18 protein-coding genes are annotated in these 20,707 nt (G+C 67.7%); 4 read left to right on the top strand and 14 right to left on the bottom strand.

The annotated features are described in order from the left end of the window. Positions 1 to 156: 156 nt before the first annotated feature. The 13 genes from AC3B6A_RS23300 to dksA all read right to left on the bottom strand — a co-directional run bounded on the left by AC3B6A_RS23300 (position 157) and on the right by dksA (position 16,101). Positions 157 to 1,035: an oxygenase MpaB family protein gene (locus AC3B6A_RS23300; RefSeq protein WP_488399466.1), complete on the bottom strand. Its 879-nt coding sequence runs from the start codon at positions 1,033 to 1,035 to the stop codon at positions 157 to 159. A gap of 81 nt (positions 1,036 to 1,116) precedes the next feature. Next, positions 1,117 to 3,054, bottom strand: coding sequence for an acetate--CoA ligase (acs, locus tag AC3B6A_RS23295; protein ID WP_488399465.1), 1,938 nt, complete (start codon positions 3,052 to 3,054; stop codon positions 1,117 to 1,119). A gap of 272 nt (positions 3,055 to 3,326) precedes the next feature. Beyond that, the gene (gene pgi / locus AC3B6A_RS23290; RefSeq protein ID WP_488399464.1) at positions 3,327 to 4,991 is read right to left on the bottom strand and encodes a glucose-6-phosphate isomerase; all 1,665 of its coding nucleotides are present in this window, start codon (positions 4,989 to 4,991) and stop codon (positions 3,327 to 3,329) included. A gap of 89 nt (positions 4,992 to 5,080) precedes the next feature. Next, complete coding sequence (gene panD / locus AC3B6A_RS23285; RefSeq protein WP_488399463.1) at positions 5,081 to 5,461, bottom strand: aspartate 1-decarboxylase; 381 nt, start codon at positions 5,459 to 5,461, stop codon at positions 5,081 to 5,083. 120 nt (positions 5,462 to 5,581) lie between these two features. Beyond that, the gene (gene panC, locus AC3B6A_RS23280; RefSeq protein ID WP_488399462.1) at positions 5,582 to 6,433 is read right to left on the bottom strand and encodes a pantoate--beta-alanine ligase; all 852 of its coding nucleotides are present in this window, start codon (positions 6,431 to 6,433) and stop codon (positions 5,582 to 5,584) included. After that, positions 6,430 to 7,230 carry a 3-methyl-2-oxobutanoate hydroxymethyltransferase gene (gene panB, locus AC3B6A_RS23275; protein ID WP_488399461.1) on the bottom strand — a complete coding sequence of 267 codons (801 nt, stop codon included), beginning with the start codon at positions 7,228 to 7,230 and terminating at the stop codon, positions 6,430 to 6,432. The genes panC and panB overlap by 4 nt, the downstream gene beginning before the upstream one ends. A 141-nt stretch (positions 7,231 to 7,371) precedes the next feature. Continuing rightward, positions 7,372 to 7,857, bottom strand: coding sequence for a 2-amino-4-hydroxy-6-hydroxymethyldihydropteridine diphosphokinase (gene folK / locus AC3B6A_RS23270; RefSeq protein WP_488399460.1), 486 nt, complete (start codon positions 7,855 to 7,857; stop codon positions 7,372 to 7,374). Continuing rightward, positions 7,854 to 9,260 carry a polynucleotide adenylyltransferase PcnB gene (locus AC3B6A_RS23265; RefSeq protein WP_488399459.1) on the bottom strand — a complete coding sequence of 469 codons (1,407 nt, stop codon included), beginning with the start codon at positions 9,258 to 9,260 and terminating at the stop codon, positions 7,854 to 7,856. The genes folK and AC3B6A_RS23265 overlap by 4 nt, the downstream gene beginning before the upstream one ends. Positions 9,261 to 10,018: 758 nt before the next feature. After that, positions 10,019 to 11,455 carry a sigma-54-dependent transcriptional regulator gene (locus AC3B6A_RS23260; protein ID WP_488399458.1) on the bottom strand — a complete coding sequence of 479 codons (1,437 nt, stop codon included), beginning with the start codon at positions 11,453 to 11,455 and terminating at the stop codon, positions 10,019 to 10,021. Positions 11,456 to 11,481: 26 nt separating this feature from the next. Next, positions 11,482 to 14,433 carry a sensor histidine kinase gene (locus AC3B6A_RS23255; RefSeq protein ID WP_488399457.1) on the bottom strand — a complete coding sequence of 984 codons (2,952 nt, stop codon included), beginning with the start codon at positions 14,431 to 14,433 and terminating at the stop codon, positions 11,482 to 11,484. Next, entirely contained in the window at positions 14,417 to 14,593 is a 177-nt protein-coding gene (locus AC3B6A_RS23250; RefSeq protein WP_015478907.1) for a hypothetical protein, read from the bottom strand. Before AC3B6A_RS23250 ends, AC3B6A_RS23255 begins: the two co-directional genes overlap by 17 nt. A gap of 84 nt (positions 14,594 to 14,677) precedes the next feature. Further along, entirely contained in the window at positions 14,678 to 15,565 is an 888-nt protein-coding gene (gene gluQRS / locus AC3B6A_RS23245) for a tRNA glutamyl-Q(34) synthetase GluQRS (protein ID WP_488399456.1), read from the bottom strand. Positions 15,566 to 15,657: 92 nt separating this feature from the next. Then, entirely contained in the window at positions 15,658 to 16,101 is a 444-nt protein-coding gene (gene dksA / locus AC3B6A_RS23240; protein WP_090263298.1) for an RNA polymerase-binding protein DksA, read from the bottom strand. A 334-nt stretch (positions 16,102 to 16,435) separates the two neighbouring features. Between dksA and AC3B6A_RS23235 the strand changes: the two genes are divergently transcribed. After that, positions 16,436 to 17,608, top strand: a complete 1,173-nt coding sequence (locus AC3B6A_RS23235; protein WP_488399455.1) for a pyridoxal phosphate-dependent aminotransferase — start codon at positions 16,436 to 16,438, stop codon at positions 17,606 to 17,608. Further along, positions 17,608 to 18,315, top strand: coding sequence for a DNA/RNA nuclease SfsA (gene sfsA, locus AC3B6A_RS23230; protein WP_488399454.1), 708 nt, complete (start codon positions 17,608 to 17,610; stop codon positions 18,313 to 18,315). The genes AC3B6A_RS23235 and sfsA overlap by 1 nt, the downstream gene beginning before the upstream one ends. Positions 18,316 to 18,408: 93 nt before the next feature. Here the strand turns inward: sfsA and AC3B6A_RS23225 are convergent, their stop codons facing one another. Continuing rightward, complete coding sequence (locus AC3B6A_RS23225; protein WP_488399453.1) at positions 18,409 to 18,738, bottom strand: Rieske (2Fe-2S) protein; 330 nt, start codon at positions 18,736 to 18,738, stop codon at positions 18,409 to 18,411. A 216-nt stretch (positions 18,739 to 18,954) separates the two neighbouring features. Between AC3B6A_RS23225 and AC3B6A_RS23220 the strand changes: the two genes are divergently transcribed. Both AC3B6A_RS23220 and AC3B6A_RS23215 read left to right on the top strand, forming a co-directional pair. Then, positions 18,955 to 19,938, top strand: a complete 984-nt coding sequence (locus tag AC3B6A_RS23220) for a FecCD family ABC transporter permease (protein ID WP_488403680.1) — start codon at positions 18,955 to 18,957, stop codon at positions 19,936 to 19,938. After that, complete coding sequence (locus AC3B6A_RS23215; protein ID WP_488399452.1) at positions 19,938 to 20,705, top strand: heme ABC transporter ATP-binding protein; 768 nt, start codon at positions 19,938 to 19,940, stop codon at positions 20,703 to 20,705. Before AC3B6A_RS23220 ends, AC3B6A_RS23215 begins: the two co-directional genes overlap by 1 nt. The last annotated feature ends 2 nt before the right edge of the window (positions 20,706 to 20,707 follow it).

The raw sequence follows: 20,707 nt of genomic DNA, 5'->3' as shown, positions 1-20,707 counted from the left end.
GGCTCCGGATGCTCCCTGCGCACGGCGTCCTGGCCGCCGCCGTGCCCCGCGGAGGCTTCACGAGCGACTTCGAGCTGCGAGCATCGAACGGCTCGCCATGGAGCGCGGGGTTAAAGACGTGCCGGGCAAGTGAGACCGTGGCTGCGAAGGGCCGGCTCAGCGGAGTGGCGGCAAGCCCATGCGCCGGCGGGCGCGGTGGACCGAGCCGTTGCGTACCGCCCAGCGCAGCAGCGGCACGCTGCGCCTCACGCTGGAGCGGATCAGCTGCCGCTGCAGGTTGCCCAGGCCCAGGCCGAGCTGGTCGGCGGCCCATTCGGGCAACAGATCGATACCCGCGCGCATCATCAGCGCGCCGAAGGGCTTGGCCAGGAAGCTGGGCGCCGGCGCGTTGAGCAGCACCTGCACGACTTCCCGGGTGCGCTCGTCGTAGCGCAGTTGCGGGCGGACGCGCTGCAGGTAGTCGGCCACCTGCTGGCGCGAACGGGGCACGTTGCGCGCGCCCAGGCGCTCGGCGACCAGGGCGATCTCGTCGTAGTAGCGGTCCTGTTCCGCCCCGGACAGCCCGGGGTTCAGGTAGCGCAGGTGGGAGGCGAGGAAGCTGCTGACCTCGGCCACATGGACCCAGGTGAGCAGGTCCGGGTCGTTCGCCGAGTAGCGGGTGCCGTCGGGGAGCGTGCCGTGGACCTGGTCGTGGATGCGCCGCACGCGTTCGATGAGCTTGTCTGCGTCGGCCCGCGAGCCGTAGGTGGTGGTGGAGATGAACTGCCCGGTGCGGCGCAGGCGGCCGAGCATGTCGGCGCGGAAGTTGGAGTGGTCCCATACGCCGCCGAGCGCGGCGGGGTGCAGCATTTGCAGGAGCAGGGCGGTGATGCCGCCGATCAGCATCGAGCTGAAGTCGCCGTGGACTTTCCAGCAGGTCGAGTCCGGGCCGAACAGGCCCGGATCACCCTTGGGCGACTCGAAGTCGACGCCGCCCAGGGCGAGGCCGGTCAGGCTGAGCACCTGGCTTTCGATATGACGGCGAACGGTTTCCATGACGGCGAACTGCGAACGACACGCTGCAAGTGGGACGTGCGCTTAGCTTAACCGCATGCCCACCCGCTTGCAGCCACCCCTTTACCGGTTGAGGCGGTTGTCGATCAGCCCCTGCACCACGCTCGGGTCGGCCAGCGTCGAGGTGTCGCCGAGGTTCTCCAGCTCGTTGCAGGCGATCTTGCGCAGGATGCGCCGCATGATCTTGCCCGAGCGGGTCTTCGGCAGGCCCGGTGCCCACTGCAGCATTTCCGGCCTGGCGAAACTGCCGATCTCCTTGCTCACCAGCGCCAGCAGTTCCTGCTTGAGCGCCTCGTCGGGCTGGACGCCATTCATCGGCGTGACGAAGGCGTAGATGCCCTGGCCCTTGAGGTCGTGCGGGTAGCCGACCACCGCGGCCTCGGCCACCGAGTCGTGCAGCACCAGCGCGCTTTCCACTTCGGCAGTGCCGATGCGGTGGCCGGAGACGTTGATCACGTCGTCCACGCGCCCGGTGATCCAGTAGTAGCCGTCCTCGTCGCGGCGCGCGCCGTCGCCGGTGAAGTAGTAGCCGGGGTAGGGCTTGAAGTAGGTGTCGATCATCCGCTGGTGGTCGCCGTAGACGCTGCGGATCTGGCTCGGCCAGCTGGCCTTGATGGCCAGGACGCCGGCGCCGGGGCCGTCGATTTCCTTGCCGCGCTCATCCAGCAGCGCCGGCTGTACGCCGAAGAACGGGCGGGTCGCCGAGCCGGGCTTGAGCGCGGTGGCTCCCGGCAGCGGGGTGATCAGGATGCAGCCGGTCTCGGTCTGCCACCAGGTGTCGACGATCGGGCAGCGGGTTTCGCCGACCACGTGGTAGTACCACTCCCAGGCTTCCGGGTTGATCGGCTCGCCCACCGAGCCGAGCAGGCGCAGGCTGGCGCGCGAGGTCTTCTTCACCGGCGCCTCGCCCTCGCGCATCAGCGCGCGGATGGCGGTGGGCGCGGTGTAGAAGATGTTCACCTGGTGCTTGTCGATCACCTGCCAGAAGCGCGAGGCATCCGGGTAATTGGGCACGCCCTCGAACATCAGGGTGGTGGCGCCGTTGGCCAGCGGGCCGTAGACGATGTAGCTGTGCCCGGTGACCCAGCCGACGTCCGCGGTGCACCAGTAGATGTCGTCGTCGTGGTAGTCGAACACGTACTTGTGGGTGATCGCCGCGCCCAGCAGGTAGCCGCCGGTGGTGTGCAGCACGCCCTTGGGTTTGCCGGTGGAGCCGGAGGTGTAGAGGATGAACAGCGGGTCTTCCGCGTCCATCGGCTCCGGCGCGCAGTCCTCGCTGGCGCCGTGCAGGGCCTCGTGGTACCAGATGTCGCGGCCTTCCACCCAGGGAATCTCGCCCTGGGTGCGCTCGACCACCACCACGGTGGAGACGTTCGGGCAGTCCGCCAGGGCCTTTTCCACGTTCTTCTTCAGCGGGACGTACTTGCCGCCGCGCACGCCTTCGTCGGCGGTGATCACCACGCGGCAGTCGGCATCGAGGATGCGGTCGCGCAGGGCGTCGGGGGAGAAGCCGCCGAACACCACCGAGTGGATCGCGCCGATCCGCGCGCAGGCCAGCATGGCGTAGGCGGTCTCGGGGATCATCGGCATGTAGATGCAGACCCGGTCGCCTTTCTCCACGCCACGGCTCTTGAGCACGTTGGCGAGGCGGCAGACATGGCTGTGCAGCTTGCGGTAGGTGATCTGCGCGGATTCGGCCGGATTGTCGCCTTCCCAGATGATCGCGACCTGTTCGCCACGGGTTTCCAGGTGGCGGTCGATGCAGTTGTAGGCGACGTTGAGCTGGCCACCCTTGAACCAGCTGGCCTGGCCGCGGGCCAGGTCGCCGTGGTGGACCGAGGTCCAGGGCTTGAACCAGTCGAGGAAGGCGGTGGCCTGTTCGCCCCAGAAGGCGTCCGGATGGTCCACTGACTGCCGGTACAGGCGCTGGTAGGCGTCATCGTCAAGGTAGGCACGCTGGCGCACGGCCGCAGGCACGGGGTGAAGGCTGATCTCGTACATGGCGAATCCTTGTTGTTGTGAGCCGAGATGCTCCCAAGGGTGCATCCAAGGCCAAGCGGGTTCAAGGGTAGTCCATGTGCTTTCGACGCGTCGTCGCCGCGGAACGTTCAGGTAACGGCCATTCCGGCCGGGCGGGCGGCAGAGCGGTCATTTCGTGGAGGGATGGCTGGTGCGCCTGGTGAGGCGCGGGGCGTGGCGCCCGGAGGGGAGTGGCAGTGCTGCTGCCGGCACGGCCGGACGGATGCGCTGGCGCGCACCCGTCCACGTGGCCATCAGCCGCGGTGACGACCGCGGAAGAAGTCGATCAGGCCCTGGGTGGAGGCGTCCTCGGCGGCGCTTTCCTCGCTACCGACCAGGCGGCCGTAGACCGCCTTGCCCAGCTCCTTGCCCAGCTCCACGCCCCACTGGTCGAAGGCGTTGATGCCCCAGAGGATGCTCTGCACGTAGACCTTGTGCTCGTACATGGCGATCAGCGCGCCCAGGCGGCGGGCGCTGATGCGCTCCAGCACCAGGGTGTTGCTCGGGCGGTTGCCCGGGATCACCTTGTGCGGCGCCAGGCGCTGCACTTCGTCCTCCGGCAGGCCCTTGGCGCGCAGCTCGGCCTCGGCCTCGGCGCGGTTCTTGCCAACCATCAGCGCCTGGCTCTGCGACAGGCAGTTGGCGTACAGCCACTGGTGGTGGTCGGCCACCGGGTTGTAGCTGGAGACCGGGACGATGAAGTCCGCCGGGATCAGGTGGGTGCCCTGGTGCAGCAGCTGGTGGTAGGCGTGCTGGCCGTTGCAGCCGACGCCGCCCCAGATCACCGGGCCGGTGCCGGCGGAAACCGGGGTGCCGTCCTGACGCACGCTCTTGCCGTTGGACTCCATGTCCAGCTGCTGCAGGTGGTCGGTGATGTTCCGCAGGTAGTAGTCGTAGGGCAGGATCGCATGGCTGCGCGCGCCCCAGAAATCGCCGTACCAGACCCCGAGCAGGCCCAGCAGCACCGGGATGTTGCGCTCGAAGGGGGCGGTGAGGAAGTGCTGGTCCATGCTGTAGGCGCCGGACAGCAGCTCCTTGAAGTTGTTGATGCCCACCGACATGGCGATCGGCAGGCCGATGGCCGACCACAGCGAGTAGCGGCCGCCGACCCAGTCCCACATCGGGAAGATGTTCTCTTCGCGGATGCCGAAGGCCACCGCGGCTTCCCTGTTGCTGGAGACGGCGATGAAGTGGCGGTACAGCTCCGCTTCGTTACCGCCCTGGGCCAGGTACCAGGCACGGGCGGCCTGGGCGTTCTTCAGCGTTTCCAGCGTGCCGAAGGACTTGGAGGAGACGATGAACAGCGTGGTTTCGGCGTTCAGGCGGCTGGACAGCTCGCGGAACTCGCTGCCGTCGATGTTCGCCAGGTAATGGCAGCGCACGCCCTTCTGCGCGAACGGCAGCAGGGCCTCGGAAACCAGCTGCGGGCCGAGGAAGGAGCCGCCGATGCCGATGTTCACCACGTCGGTGATGGGTTTCTCGGTGTAACCGCGCCACAGGCCGTTGTGCACGTAGCTGACCAGCTCGGTCATCTGGTGCAGCACGCGGTGCACCTCGGGCATCACGTCCTTGCCGTCCACCAGCACCTTGTCGCCGATCGGGCGGCGCAGGGCGGTGTGCAGCACCGGGCGGCGCTCGGAGGCGTTGATCACGTCACCGCGGAACATCGCCTGGATGGCCTCGCCCAGCCGGGCCTCTTCCGCGAGCTTCACCAGCAGGTCGAGGGTGTCCTGGCGGACCAGGTTCTTCGAGTAGTCCAGGAACAGGCCGCAGGCGCTGAGGGAGAAGCGCTTGAAGCGCTCCGGGTCCTGGGCGAACGCCTCGCGCATGGTGAAGTTCTGCAGGTCCTGACGATGGGCGGCCAATGCCTGCCAGCTCGCCAGGCGGGTGGCATCCAGCGGAGTGAGGTGATGTTCCATGACGTACCTTCGGGTGTGGCGTGCGTGTTTTGAGCCTGTGGTTCTCGACCTTGAAAGAAGCCCGGTGGTTCCGGGCTTTGCTTTCGGCTTCAGGCGAGCTGGACCGGGATGGCGTTGCTGGTGTGGCTGAGCTGGTTGCCGGGCGCTATGTACAGCATGCGCGGCTTGTAGCCTTCCAGCTCGGCGTCGCTGAACTGAGCGTAGGCGCAGATGATCACCCGGTCACCCACCTTGGCCTTGTGGGCGGCGGCGCCGTTGACCGAAATCATCCGCGAACCTTCCTCGCCACGGATGGCGTAGGTGGTGAAGCGTTCGCCGTTGTCGACGTTGTAGATCTGGATCTGTTCGTACTCGCGGATTCCGGCGAGATCGAGCCATTCGCCATCGATGGCGCAGGAGCCTTCGTAGTCGAGCACGGCGTGGGTGACTTCGGCGCGGTGCAGTTTGGCCTTGAGCATGATGCTCTGCATGGACGTGGCTCCTCTTCTTCGGGGCTGGGGAGGGCGGGCGAGTATGCCCGAGCCCCAGGGGCCGCTCAAGGTCGCGGCCGGCGTGGCCTTGAAGCGGGTTTCCGGTGCTCGGGCGGGGGTTCAGTCGATGTGGAAGGCGAGGTTGTCGATCAGGCGGGTGGTGCCCAGGAAGGCGGCGACCAGTATCACCAGATGATGGTCCTCGGCCGTGGCCGGGCGCAGCCCGGCGGACTCGCGGATTTCCAGGTAGTCGATGCGCAGGCCGGCCTGTTCGACCTGCTGGCGCCCGCCTTCGAGCAGCGCGGCGTAATCGCGCGCGCCGCCGCGGACCTGCTCGGCGAGCTGCTTCAGCATGCGGTAGAGCACCGGGGCGGCGGCGCGCTGCGCTTCGTTCAGGTAGCCATTGCGCGAGGACAGCGCCAGGCCGTCTTCGGCGCGTACGGTCGGCTCGCCGAAGATCTGCACCGGCAGGTTGAGGTCGCGCACCAGCTTGCGGATCACCGCCAGCTGCTGGAAGTCCTTCTCGCCGAACAGCGCCATGTCCGGCTGGACCATGTTGAACAGCTTGCAGACCACCGTGGCGACGCCGTCGAAGTGGCCCGGGCGGCTGCCGCCGCACAGCCCTTCGGAGACACCGCTGACGTGCAGGCGGGTCTGGCCTTCCATGCCGTCGGGGTACATCTCCTCGACGGTCGGCGCGAACAGCAGGTGGCAGCCGGCATTCAGCAGCTTTTCCTGGTCCGCGGCGAGGGTCCGCGGGTATTTGTCCAGGTCCTCGCTGGGGCCGAACTGCAGGGGATTGACGAAGATGCTCGCCACCACGAAATCGGCGCGCTGGCTGGCCTTGGTCACCAGGGCGGCGTGGCCGGCGTGCAGGTTGCCCATGGTCGGGACCAGGGCGATGCGCTTGCCTTCACTGCGCGCGCGGGCCACCGCGGCGCGCAGCTCGCGGACTGTCTTTACCGTATTCATGAGGCGAAACCGTGCTCCGGGCCGGGGAAGGAGCCGTTTTTCACGGCCTTGACGTAGGCGACCATGGCCGAAACGATATCCGGCTGGCCCTCCATGAAGTTCTTCACGAACTTCGGCGAACGGCCGGTCAGCGACAGGCCGAGCATGTCGTGCATCACCAGGACCTGGCCGTCGGTGCCGGCACCGGCGCCGATGCCGATCACCGGGATCTTCACCGCTTCGCTGATTTCCTGGGCCAGCGCCGAGGGCACGCATTCGAGCAGCAGCATGGCGGCGCCGGCCTGCTCCAGGGCGATGGCGTCGGCGCGCAGCTGGCGGGCCTGGTTTTCCTGGCGGCCCTGGACCTTGAAGCCGCCGAACAGGTTGACCGACTGCGGGGTGAGGCCCAAGTGGGCGCACACCGGAATGCCGAGCTGGGCCAGGCGCAGGATCGGCTCGGCGAGCCAGGCGCCGCCTTCCAGCTTGACCATGTGGGCGCCGGCCTGCATGACCGTTACCGAGTCGCGCAGCAGGCGCTCCAGGGACGTGCCCGATTCGAATGGCAGGTCGGTGAGGATCAGCGAACCCTGGTTGCCGCGCTTCACCGCGGCGGTGTGGTAGGCCATGTCCTCGATGGTGACCGGGAGTGTGCTGTCGTGTCCTTGCAGCACCATGCCCAGGGAGTCACCGATCAGCAGCACTTCGGCGCCGGCCTGGCTGGCAACGTGCGCGAAAGTGGCGTCGTAGGCGGTCAGCATCGCGATCTTCTCGCCGCTTTGCTTGAGACCTTGCAGGGTGGTCAGGGTGACATCAGGCATGAAAGTGTCCTCAGTTCTGCGCCGGGCAGGGGCAAACGGGCACCTATAGTCCGGATGGGGCGGACCGAAGTCAATTGCAGGTGTTACCGGACTGTTACGGCGTTACCGCCAGCGCTGCGCACCCCAGGGACGCAGGATGCCTCAGGACAGCCGCTCGAGGCCGGAGAACGGACAGGCGGCGAGCAACTCGGACAGCGCCCGGCCGTCGGGCAGGCGCAACTGCGGGGCGAGGTCGGCCAGCGGGTAGAGGACGAAGGCGCGGGCGTGCATGTGGTAGTGCGGCACGCGCAGGCGCGGTTCGTCGATCAGGCGCTCGCCGAACAGCAGGATGTCGAGGTCCAGTGTGCGCGGGCCCCAGCGTTCGTCCTTGCGCACGCGGCCTTGCTCCAGCTCGATGGCCTGCAGGGCGTCGAGCAGCGCCAGGGGCTCCAGTCCGGTGTCCAGCGCCGCCACGGCATTGACGTAGCGCGGTTGGTCCGGCGGGCCCAGCGGGTCGCTGGCGTAGAGGGGCGAGACGCCGGCCAGGGTGGTGGCCGGCAGCTGTCGAAGGGCTTTCAGCGCGGCTTCGAGTTGCTGGCGCGGCTCGGCCAGGTTGCTGCCGAGCCCGATGTAGACGCGTTCGCTCATTCCTCGCCGGCGCCTTCGGCACTGCTGCGCGGCCCGCGACGGCGGCGGTTGGCACCGCCACGGCGGCGTTTGCGCGGCGCGCCGCTGCTTTCTTCCTGGCTGGAGAGGTTGCGGATCATGCCGCGGCGCTCGCCATCGCTGGCGTCCTGGTAGTCGGTCCACCAGTCGCCCAGGCCGCCGGTTTCCTCTCCGGCGCTCTCGCGCAGCAGGAGGAAGTCGTAGCCGGCGCGGAAGCGCGGGTTTTCCAGCAGCAGGTCGGCCTTCTTGCCCTGGCGGCGCGGCAGGCGCTCCTGCATGTCCCAGATCTCGCGGATCGGGATGGTGAAGCGCTTGGGCACCGCCGTGCGCTTGCACTGCTCGACGATCAGCTCGTGGGCGGCGTCCTGCATCGCCGGGATCGGCGGCACGCCGCGCTCCTGCAGCTTCAGCACGCGCGCGGGCAGCGCCGGCCAGAGCAGCGCGGCGAACAGGAAGGCCGGGGTGACCGGCTTGCCCTGGCGGATGCGCGCGTCGGTGTTGGCCAGGGCCTGGCGCATCAGCTTGCCGGCGTATTCGGGGTTCTCCTTCAGCGCCTTGGCGCTGGCCGGGAACAGCGGTGCGAACAGGTCGTACTCGTTGAGCAGTTCGAAGGTGCGCTCGGCCTTGCCGCTGAGGAACAGCTTGAGCACTTCGTCGAACAGGCGCGCCGAGGGGATTTCGTTGAGCAGGTGCGCCAGGCGGCGGATCGGCGCGGCGCTGTGCTTCTCGATCTCGAAGTCCAGCTTGGCGGCGAAGCGCACCGCGCGCAGCATGCGCACCGGGTCTTCCAGGTAACGCTGCTCGGGGTCGCCGATCAGGCGCACCAGGCGGTTGCGGATGTCGTGCACGCCGTGGGCGTAGTCGAGGATGCGCTCGCCGGTGACGTCGAAATACAGGGCATTGATGGTGAAGTCGCGGCGCTGGGCGTCGTCTTCCAGGGTGCCGTAGACGTTGTCGCGCAGGATACGGCCGGCCTCGTTGCGCGAGGCGTGGGCGCTGTCGGCGTCATCATCGGTCTGCGGATGGTTGGCGCGGAAGGTGGCGACTTCGATGATCTCGCGCCCGAAGTGGACGTGGACCAGCTTGAAGCGGCGGCCGATCACCCGCGCGTTGCGGAATTCGGCGCGGACCTGCTCGGGCGTGGCGCTGGTGGCGACGTCGAAGTCCTTCGGCTCGATGCCCAGCAGCGGGTCACGAACGCCACCACCGACGATGTATGCCTGGTAGCCGGCCTTGGTCAGGCGCTCCACGACACTCACCGCGTTCCTGCTGAACTGATCCCGCCGCAGCGAATGCTGATGGTTGCCGATGATTTCCGGGGTAGTGCGGACGGCGCGCGGACGGCGCAGTGGGGATCGGATGGACTGGATCAGCTTTTTCAGCATGTGTGCACTATCGGGGAATGAATGTAGGGGGAGCGAACGCAGGTCCCGGTCTGCCCTGTAGCCTGGGCTTTTCGAGCGGATGCCGGAAATATTCTGCTGCCTCGAAACAACTGGCGGCAATTCTGGTGCCGTCGGCGCCGCGGCGATTCTAGCATCGTGGGGTGGGATGATGAAGGAAAGCAGGAAAAAGGACTTGCGGGGAGGTGGAGAGAGGGTGTAGCGAAAGCTACTGGGGGAGCCGAAGCTCCCCCCCAAGTAGGTGCGTGCTTTGTTTTTATTATGATGCCGGGCTTGTTGTTTTTGTTTGTAGACCCGTCCCTCGAAGCCAGTTGCTTCGGGGATGCTCCCCATGAGGGGATCCAATAGCAAACGGATTGCTTTGGTCGCTGAGCAAGCGATGATCTTGCGATCCAACCAGTCCTCGTGCTGCCTTCAAGCAGTTTTATTCTTCTCTGACTGGCTGCGGGATTGCTCCCGACGGCTACTCTTCTCCAAAAGAATCAGTTAGCTGCGCCTCCGCGATCTTGTTTTTGTTGTGCTGGAGTCGTTTCGTCTTGTTCTTATTGTGAGTTGTCGTGCTTGTTATTGTTGTTGTGCCAATAACAAAGCAGATGCCGTGCCAACTTTTGCAAATCCTTATTTTTCAAGGGTTTGCGAGGGTCAGCCTCTGAACGGCAGGCACAAAAAAGCCGGGTTTTCGTTACCGATGAACCCGGCTTTTGTTACGGAGCATGTCTGCGGTAACAGTGCGGAGCGCCTCAGGAGTCGGCTGATGCGCCGGACTTGCGGCGCGGGATGCCCAGGCGCTGGCGACGTTCCCACAGGCACTTGCGGCTGATGCCCAGCTTGCGGGCCAGCTCGGTTTCGGTCATGTGATCCTGGTGCTCGAGGACGAAATGCTGGAAGTAGTCCTCCAGCGACAGGTCCTCGGTGGGCTCGTGGTTGCTGGCGTTGCCGTTGGTCTGGCGGGCTTCGTCCTCTTCCACGAAGTCGTCTTCCAGGTCGTCCAGCTCGATGTCGATGCCCAGCAGGTCGGCGGGAATCTCCTGGCCTTCGCTGAGGATCACCGCGCGCTCGATGGCGTTCTCCAGCTCGCGCACGTTACCTGGCCAGGGGTAGTGGCGGATGGCCTGTTCGGCGTCGTGGGAGAAGCTCAGCGCCGGGCGCCCCATCTGCGAGCACTGGCGCGCCAGGAAGGCGCGCGCGATCTCCATGACGTCCGCGCCGCGCTCGCGCAGCGGCGGCAGTTTCAGCGAGATGACGTGCAGGCGGTAATAGAGGTCTTCGCGGAACTGGCCAGTCTTGGCCAGCATCTTCAGGTCGCGGTGGGTCGCTGCGATCAGGCGCACGTCGACCTTCTGCGACTGCACCGAGCCGACGCGGCGGATCTCGCCTTCCTGCAGCACGCGCAGCAGGCGCGCCTGGGCTTCCAGCGGCAGTTCGCCGATCTCGTCGAGGAACAGGGTGCCGCCGTCGGCGGCTTCCACCAGGCCCGCGCGGCCGGCGCTGGCGCCGGTGAATGCGCCTTTCTCGTGGCCGAACAGTTCGGATTCGATCAGGGTTTCCGGGATCGCCGCGCAGTTCACCGAGATCAGCGGCGCCTTGGTGCGCTTGGACAGGTTGTGCAGGGCGCGGGCGACCAGTTCCTTGCCGGTGCCGGACTCGCCCTGGATCAGCACATTCGAATCGGTGGGCGCGACCTTGCGGATCTTGCTGTACAGCTCCTGCATCGGCGGGCAGGAGCCGATGATGCCGATTTCGCCGTCCGCCGGGGCGGTGTTACCGCTGCTACGTTCGGCGGTCTTGGCGTTACCGCGGGCATCGCTGGGGGCGTTACGGGCCTCCTGGCCGTCCTTGAGGATGCGCGCCACGGCCTGGAGCATCTCGTCGTGGTCGAACGGCTTGGCGATGTAGTCCACCGCGCCCATCTTCATCGAGTCCACCGCCGAGCGCAGGCTGGCATAGCTGGTCATGATCAGCACCGGGGTGCCCTGGGCCAGCTTGATCAGCTCGGTGCCGGGCGCGCCGGGCAGGCGCAGGTCGCTGACGATCATGTCGAACGACGGGATGCTGTAGCGCTCCTGGGCCTCCTGTACCGAGCCAGCCTCGCTGACCTGGTACTGGTTTCGCTCGAGTAGTCGTCGCAGGGCGGAACGGATGATGGTTTCGTCTTCGACGATGAGGATATGTGCCATGTATTCAGCTCTCTCGACGTGCTCGTTTACTGCTCGGCCGTCGGGCCAGGATGCCGCGGCAAAGTAACGCTGATGCGGGTGCCGCATTCGCGTTCGGGGTCAGCCGGGCTGTCTATGGTGATTTGCCCATAATGCTCTTCCACGATCGAATAGACCAGTGCGAGGCCCAGGCCGGTCCCCTTGCCCGGGTCCTTGGTGGTGAAGAAGGGCTCGAACAGACGGTCGATGATCGATTTGGGAATCCCGCTGCCTTCGTCCTCGACGATCAGGTCGACGGTCTGCTCGGAGGCTTCGGTGCGGACGCGGATCGCGCCGTTGGGCGGCGAGGCGTCGCGGGCGTTGGACAGCAGGTTGATCAGGACCTGGGCCAGGCGCTGCGAGTCGCCTTCCACCCAGTGGCCCGGATCGCACAGGTTGAAGAACTGCACGTCGACGCTGCGCCTGTTCAGCGACAGCAGGCCGATGGCTTCCTGGGCGACGTCCGCCAGGCATACCGGCTCGGCGGCCACCTGCTTGCCGCCGGCGTGGGCGAAGCTCATCAGCGACTGCACGATGCGCGAGACGCGCTTGGTCTGTTCGAGGATCTGCCCGCTGATCTCGGTCAGCTCGCCGTCGCCCTCGCGCTCCTCGCGCAGGTTCTGCGCCAGGCAGGCGATGCCGGTGATCGGGTTGCCGATCTCGTGGGCGACGCCGGCGGCCAGGCGGCCGATGGAGGCCAGGCGCTCGGAGTGGATCAGCTTGTCTTCCAGCGACTGGGTTTCGGTAAGGTCCTCGACCAGCAGCACCAGGCCGCTGTTACCGGGCGCGAGGGGCTCCTCGATCGCCGCCTTGTGCAGGTTCAGCCAGCGGGTCTGGCCCTCGATGGACAGGCGTTGCTTGTGCAGGTGCTCGTCCGGCGCGTCGATGAAGCCTTCCAGCAGGCCGCGCCAGGGATCGGGCAGCGCCGCCAGGCGCGAGCCGACCACGCGCTGGGCGCTGACCCCGGTGAGGTCCTCGATGGCGCGGTTCCACATGAGGATTTCCTGGTCCTTGGCCAGCGAGCACACGCCCATCGGCAGGTCCTGCAGGGTCTGGCGGTGGTAGCGGCGCAGGGCGTCGAGTTCGGCGGCCAGGCCGGTGAGCCGGGAGTGGTAGTCCTCCAGGCGGCTCTCGATGAAGTGGATGTCCTCGGTGACGTAGCTCTCGCTGCTGGCCTTGTAGGGCAGGAAGGTTTCCACCATGTCCTGGGCCACGCTCGGGCCCATCAGGCCGGAGAGGTTGGCCTCGATGCGGTCGCGCAGGCGGCGCAGGGCGTAGGGGCGGCGCTCGTCGAAGGGCAGGTGCAGGTCGCGCAGGGCCTGCTCCACCTCGCGCTGCGCGGTCTTGGCGCCCAGCGGCTTGGACAGCTGGCTGGCGAATTCCTGCGGGGAGATGGCGATCAGCTCGCGGCGCTGCGGGCGGCGCACGTTGTCCACCGCGCAGGCTTCGGCGGCGCCTTTCTCTTCGTCGCTGGCTTCGGTGAACAGCGACACCAAGGTGAACACCAGCACGTTGGCGGCCAGCGAAGCCAGCGCCGCAAGGTGCCAGGTGGTGTCGTCGAGCACGTAGAGCGAATCGAACAGCGGCACATAGATGCTCTGCAGGTTCGCCACCAGCGGGGTGAGCATGGTCGCGCCCCACACCAGCATGCCGGCCACCAGGCCGGCGATGAAGCCGCGGCGGTTGGCGGTCGGCCAGTAGAGCACGGCCAGCGCACCGGGGAGGAACTGCAGGGTGGCGACGAAGGAGACGATGCCCAGGTTCGACAGGTCCTGCTCGGCGCCCAGCAGCAGGTAGAAGACATAGCCGGCGAGGATGATCGCGGCGATCAGCGCGCGGCGGGTCCATTTCAGCCAGCGGTAGATGTTGCCCTCGGCCGGCGGCTGGTAGAGCGGCAGGACCAGGTGGTTGAGGACCATGCCCGAGAGCGCCAGGGTCATCACGATGATCACGCCGCTGGCGGCGGAGATGCCGCCGACGAAGGCGGTCAGCGCCAGGAGCGGGCTGTCCACCGAGATGCCCAGGCCGAGGGTGAAGTATTCCGGGTTGGTCGAGGCGCCCAGGTGCAGGCCGGCCCAGAGGATCGGCGGCACCGCCAGGCTCATCGGCAGCAGGAACAGCGGCAGGCCCCAGCTGGCGCTGAGCAGCGAGCGCGGATTGAGGTTCTCGGTGAAGGTCATGTGGAACATGTGCGGCATCACGATGGCCGCGGCGAAGAACACCAGCAGCAGCGTGCGCCAGGGCCCTTCGGCCAGCGGCGTGTGCAGGGTGCTCAGGGCTTCCTGGTTCTGCAGCAGCCAGACTTCCAGGCCGTCCGGACCGCCGAACACGCCATACAGGGCGAACAGGCCGATGGCGCTCAGGGCGACCAGCTTCACCAGCGATTCGAAGGCGATCGCCATCACCAGCCCTTCATGGCGCTCGCGGGTGGCGATGTGGCGGGCGCCGAAGAGGATGGCGAACAGGGTGATCAGCGCGCAGAACGCCAGCGCCGCGCGGTTGGACCCGGACTCGCGGGTGAGGATGCTGATGGAGTCGGTCACCGCCTGGATCTGCAGCGCCAGCATCGGCAGCACGCCGATCAGCATGAACAGCGTGGTCAGCGCGCCGGCCCAGGTGCTGCGGAAGCGGAAGGCGAACAGGTCGGCCAGTGACGACAGCTGGTAGGCGCGGGTGATGCGCAGGATCGGGTAGAGCAGCACCGGCGCCAGCAGGAAGGCGCCGGAAACGCCCAGGTAGATCGCCAGGAAGCCGTAGCCGTACTGGTAGGCCAGCCCGACCGTGCCATAGAAGGCCCAGGCGCTGGCGTACACGCCCAGCGACAGGGTGTAGACCAGCGGATGGCGCACCAGCCGGCGCGGTACGAAGCCGCGCTCGGTGATCCAGGCGATGCCGAAGAGAACCATCAGGTAGGCGGCGCTGATCAGGATCAGCTGGGTGAGGCTAAAGCTCGTCAGCATCGCGCTGGCTCTGCAGGATGAAGGTGACGACGATCAGGATCAGCCACAGCAGGTACGGGCGGTACCAGGCACCGTGGGGATCGATCCACCAGTCCATGATGGCCGGCGAGAACAGGTAGATGCCCACGACCAGGAGCAACACCAGTCGGTAGATGTACATGTCGTCTCTCTCGTTGTTCGGCGGGCAGGCTACCTGTGCGCACAGTCGCCGGCAAGCCGGCCGCCGCTGGGGGTTCCTGCCAGTTTAGAGCCGTGCGTCTTCCAGCGTCAGGCTGTGGGGGATGGCTGTGGCGTCCCAGTGCGCGATGCCCCAGGCAAGTACTTCGCGCGGCGCGCATTGGGAAAGCTCGGCGGGCGGCTTCTGTCCCAGCGCCTTCAGCGCGCGCACCAGCAGCGGCGCGGCCTGGTCGGCCGCAAGCGGCGGCGAGCGGTAGGACTTGCCGAGCTTGTTGCCGTCGGGCTGGACGATCAGCGGCACGTGCAGGTAGCGCGGCGCGGCGATGCCCAGCAGTTCCTGCAGGTAGAGCTGGCGCGGGGTGTTGTCCAGCAGGTCGGCGCCGCGGACGATGTCGGTCACGCCCTGCCAGGCGTCGTCCAGCACCACCGCCAATTGGTAGGCGAACAGGCCGTCGCGGCGGCGGATGATGAAGTCGCCCACTTCGCGCCCCAGGTGCTGGCGGAACTCGCCCTGCAGGCGGTCGCTGAAGGCGTATTCCAGCTCCGGCACGCGGATGCGGATGGCGACGTCGCCGTGCCAGTCGTGCCGGGCGTCGCGGCAGGTGCCGGGATAGATGCCGTGGGTGCCTTCGAGCTGCTTGCGCGAGCAGGTGCAGGCATAGGCCAGGCCGCTGCGCAGCCACTGCTCGACCTGCGCGGCATAGGCGTCGCCGCGCTGGCTCTGGCGCTCCACCGGGCCGTCCCATTCGAAGCCGTAGCGTTCCAGGGTTTCCAGGATCGCCGCCTGGGCGCCGGGCATCTCGCGCGGCGGGTCGAGGTCTTCCATGCGCACCAGCCACTTGCCGCCTACCGCGCGCGCATCCAGATAGGACGCGACGGCGGCCACCAGCGAACCGAAGTGCAGGTAGCCGCTGGGAGTGGGGGCGAAGCGTCCGACGTAGCGGGAGGCGGGCATGGCGGTTCTCTGAGCGAGCGGCTTTAAGGCGCGCCTACTAAGGAAATGAAACGGGGCGCCGCAGCGCCCCGTTCGGGATCGATCAGCCTGGCTCAGGAGCCCAGCTGCTTTTCCTTGATTTCCGCCAGGGTCTTGCAGTCGATGCACAGGGTGGCGGTGGGGCGGGCCTCCAGACGGCGGATGCCGATCTCGACGCCGCAGGAATCGCACCAGCCGTAATCGTTCTCTTCGATCAGTTGCAGGGTCTCGTCGATCTTCTTGATCAGCTTGCGCTCGCGGTCGCGGGCGCGCAGCTCGAGGCTGAACTCTTCTTCCTGGCTGGCGCGGTCGGCCGGGTCAGGGAAGTTCGCCGCTTCGTCCTGCATGTGGTGCACGGTGCGGTCCACTTCTTCCATCAGCTCAACTTTCCATTTGTTGAGGATGGAGGTGAAGTGCGCGCGCATGCGTTCGCTCATGTACTCCTCGCCCTTGGTTTCCTGGTAGGGCTCGAAGCCACGAATCAGTTGGCTGCTCTGTTGTTTTGCTTTGGTGGGCATGGATGACCGCCTCTCACTCTCGCTAATCCTCTCGCGGATGGTCCTTCTCCGGCACCGCCGGCCCCGCGCTCGCAAGCGGGCGAACTTACCAGAACGATAACCGCGATGCTACTCCCGGTTGTCGAGCCTGCCGCCGCCCACACGTGACCCGGCGACCCGGTCGCCGGCGTCGATAGACATGGCTATCGAAATTTCTGCAAACCCATGCACGATCACCCGCATTTCTCGAACGAAACGTGCATTTTCAACGTGCGCCACCTTTGCTCCGGCGGCGCACCTGCGTTGCTCGGTGGCCTGTTAGAATCGCCACCCTGTCGTAAAGTTCGGAAAACCCATGACTACTTCCTACAGTGCACGCAGCCGCGCCATCGAGCCCTTCCACGTCATGGCGCTGCTGGCGCGCGCCAACGAGTTGCAGGCGGCGGGCCACGACGTCATTCACCTGGAAATCGGCGAGCCGGATTTCACCACCGCCGCGCCGATCATCGCCGCGGGCCAGGCCGCGCTGGCCAACGGGCATACCCGCTACACCGCCGCCCGCGGCCTGCCGCAGCTGCGCGAGGCCATCGCCGGCTTCTACGCCCAGCGCTACGGTCTGTCGATCGACCCGCAGCGCATCCTCGTCACGCCCGGCGGCTCCGGCGCGCTGCTGCTCGCCAGCAGCCTGCTGGTCGACCCGGGCCGGCACTGGCTGCTGGCCGACCCGGGCTATCCATGCAATCGCCACTTCCTGCGCCTGGTCGAAGGCGCCGCGCAGCTGGTGCCGGTGGGGCCGGAGAGCCGCTACCAGCTCACGCCCGACCTCATCGAGCGGCACTGGGATCATCACAGTGTAGGCGCTTTGGTCGCATCGCCGGCGAATCCTACGGGCACCTTGTTGCACCGGGATGAACTGGCCGCGCTGTCGGCCACGCTGAAGGCGCGCGGCGGCCATCTGGTGGTCGACGAGATCTACCACGGCCTGACCTACGGCACCGATGCCGCCAGCGTGCTGGAAGTGGATGACGACGCCTTCGTCCTCAACAGTTTCTCCAAGTATTTCGGCATGACCGGCTGGCGCCTGGGCTGGCTGGTGGCGCCGCCGGATGCGGTCGGCGAGCTGGAAAAGCTGGCGCAGAACCTCTACATCAGCGCCCCGAGCATGGCCCAGCATGCCGCGCTGGCCTGTTTCGAGCCGGAAACCCTGGCGATCTTCGAAGAGCGCCGCGCCGAGTTCGCCCGCCGTCGCGACTATCTGTTGCCGGCGCTGCGGGAGCTGGGCTTCGGCATCGCCGTGGAGCCGGAGGGCGCCTTCTATCTGTACGCGGACATCAGCGCCTTCGGCGGCGACGCCTACGCCTTCTGCCAGCACTTCATCGAAACCGAGCACGTCGCCTTCACCCCCGGGGTGGACTTCGGCCGCTACCAGGCCTCGCACCACGTGCGCTTCGCCTACACCCAGAGCGTCGAACGCCTGCAACAGGCGGTGGAGCGCATCGCCCGTGGCCTGAAGACCTGGCGTCCCTGATGCGCTTCGAGCCGGCGCTGGAGGAGGCGCGCCTGATCAAGCGCTACAAGCGCTTCCTGGCGGATATCGAGACCGCCGGCGGCGAGCGGCTGACCATCCACTGCCCGAACACCGGCTCGATGCTCAACTGCATGAGCGAGGGCTGCCGGGTCTGGTTCAGCCGCTCCGGCGACCCCAAGCGCAAGCTGCCGGGCACCTGGGAGCTGGCGGAAACGCCCCAGGGGCGCCTGGCCTGCGTGAACACCGGGCGCGCCAACCGGCTGGTGGAGGAGGCGCTGCTGGCCGGCAGCGTGACCGAGCTGGCGGGCTTCGATGAGCTGCGCCGCGAGGTCGCCTACGGGCAGGAGAACAGCCGCGCCGATTTCCGCCTGATGTTTGCCGGCAAGCCGGTGTACGTCGAGGTGAAGAGCGTGACCCTGGGCTTCGATGACAGCGCGGTCGCCGCCTTCCCGGACGCCGTCACCCTGCGCGGCGCCAAGCACCTGCGCGAGCTGGCGGCACTGGCGCGCGAGGGCGTGCGCGCGGTGCTGCTGTACGCGGTGAACCTGTCGGGCATCGAAGCGGTGCGGCCGGCGGCGGAGATCGACCCGGCCTACGCCGCGGCGCTGGCGGAGGCGCATGGCGCCGGGGTGGAAGTGCTGGCCTACGGGGCGCGGATCGATACGCAGGAAATCCGCCTGGCGCAGCCGCTGAAGGTGTTGCTGTAGCGGCAATTTCGCTGCGTGTTGTTCGCGAGCAGGCTCGTCTCCGGCCTGTAGGAGCGAGCTTGCTCGCGAACCCGCCGGGGCACGATTACTCGCCTACGCGTCGTCCATCTCATCCAGCCAGATGCCCTGCTCGTCCTCATGGCAGGGCAGGGGCTCCAGCCCATCGCCCAGGCAAGGCCCCTGGATGCACTCGCCCGTCTCGATCAGGAACAGCGCGCCGTGATGACCGCACTGCAACAGCCGGCCGGTGGCGTCGAGGAAGTGCTCCGCGGCGTAACCCAGCGGGATTTCCCGGTGCGGGCAGCGGTTGCGGTAGGCGTAGACGCGGCCTTGCCGGCGCACCACGAAAAGATTCAGGCCGTCGGCCTTGAAGCCCCGGCTCTGGCCTTCGGCCAGTTCGCGCGGGGAGCAGAGCAGGATCATCCGGGGGTCTCCATCCAGGGCGGGCATTATCCGCGTGCGGAGGGCGGGACCGGAAGAGGCGCGCGCCCGTGTGGCAAAGTGGCGCGGTTTTCAGGCCAGGTTGGCCAGTCGTTCCCGGGCCTCTTATCCTTTCGCGCAGGCCCTGAACCCGGAAGGTCGTCCTTGATTCGGATCGTTGCTGCTCGATCGCTGTTCCTCCTCCTCGGCTTTCTTCTGCTGCTGGCCGTCTGGCTGTCGCTGGCCCTCGGGCCGGTGAGCCTGCCGCTGGGCGATACGCTGCGGGCGCTGGCGCGCCTGGCCGGCCTGCCGGTGTCTGCCGACGGGCTGGGGCAGGCCGAGCTGATCGTCGGGCAGATCCGCCTGCCGCGCACCCTGCTGGGCGTTGCCGCCGGCGGCGTGCTGGCGCTGGCCGGCGTGGCCATGCAGGGGCTGTTTCGCAACCCGCTGGCCGACCCGGGGCTGATCGGCGTTTCCAGCGGCGCGGCGCTGGGGGCGGCGATCGCCATCGTCTTCGGGGCTGCCATCGGCGGTCTGCCGGAAGCCTTCGCGCCCTATCTGCTCTCCGCCAGCGCCTTCGCCGGCGGCCTGCTGGTGACTGCGCTGGTCTATCGCCTGGGCCGGCACAACGGCCAGACCAGCGTGGCCACCATGTTGCTGGCGGGCATCGCGCTGACCGCGCTGGCGGGGGCGCTGATCGGCCTGTTCAGCTACCTGGCCGACGACGCCACGCTGCGCACCCTGACCTTCTGGAACCTCGGCAGCCTGAATGGCGCCAGCTACCCCCGGTTGTGGCCGCTGCTGCTGATCACCCTGCTGGTGGCCTGCTGGCTGCCGCGCCGGGTGGATGCGCTGAATGCGCTGCTGCTGGGCGAATCCGAGGCGCGCCATCTGGGCTTCGACGTCGAGCGCCTGAAGGTCGAGCTGATTCTCTGCACGGCGCTGGGCGTCGGCGCGGCGGTGGCGGCCGCCGGCATGATCGGTTTCATCGGCCTGGTGGTGCCGCACCTGTTGCGCCTGCTGGTCGGGCCCGATCACCGTGTGCTGCTGCCGGCGTCGCTGTTCGGCGGCGCGATCCTGCTGCTGCTCGCCGACCTGCTGGCGCGGCTGGCGCTGGCCCCGGCGGAGTTGCCGATCGGCATCGTCACCGCGCTGATCGGTGCGCCGTTCTTCCTTTACCTGCTGATACGGGGGCGCGGCTGATGCTGACGGCGGAAAACCTGCTGGTGAAGCGCGGCGCGCAGACGGTCCTGCGGGACGTGAGCCTGGCCCTGCAGCCGGGGCAGGTGCTCGGCGTGCTGGGGCCGAACGGGGCGGGCAAGAGCACTTTGCTCGGCGCCCTCAATGGCGAGCTGCCGCTCTCCGCCGGCACGGTGTACCTCGATGGCCGTCCGCTGGCGGACTGGTCGGGCACCGACCGCGCCCGCCGCCTGGCGGTGCTGCCGCAGTCGTCGACGCTGAACTTCGCCTTCACCGTCGAGGCGGTGGTGGGCTTCGGTCGTCTGCCCCACGACAGCGGCCGCCAGCGCGACCGCGAGATCGTCGCGGCGGCACTGGAGGCGGCGGATGCGGCCCACCTGGCGGGGCGCAGCTACCTGGCGCTTTCCGGCGGCGAACGCCAGCGCGTGCACCTGGCGCGCGTGCTGGCGCAGCTCTGGCCGGGCGGCGCGGAGCAGGTGCTGCTGCTGGACGAGCCGACCGCGGCGCTCGACCCGCTGCACCAGCACACCACGCTGGCGGCCGTGCGCGAGTTCGCCAATCGGGGGGCGGCGGTGCTGGTGATCCTGCATGATCTGAATCTGGCGGCGCGTTACTGCGACCGCCTGCTGTTACTGCATCAAGGGCGGCCTCATCTGCAAGGCACGCCGGAAGAAGTGCTGCGTGCTGAACCGCTGCGCACGGTGTTCGGGCTGGACGTTCTGGTCCAGCGGCATCCCGAGCGCGGTCATCCGTTGATCATCGCCCGTTGAAT

This window comes from Pseudomonas sp. B12(2026) (assembly GCF_057767015.1).
The sequence above is the reverse complement of the archived record's forward strand: the minus strand, read 5'-3'. Positions and strand labels throughout refer to the sequence as shown.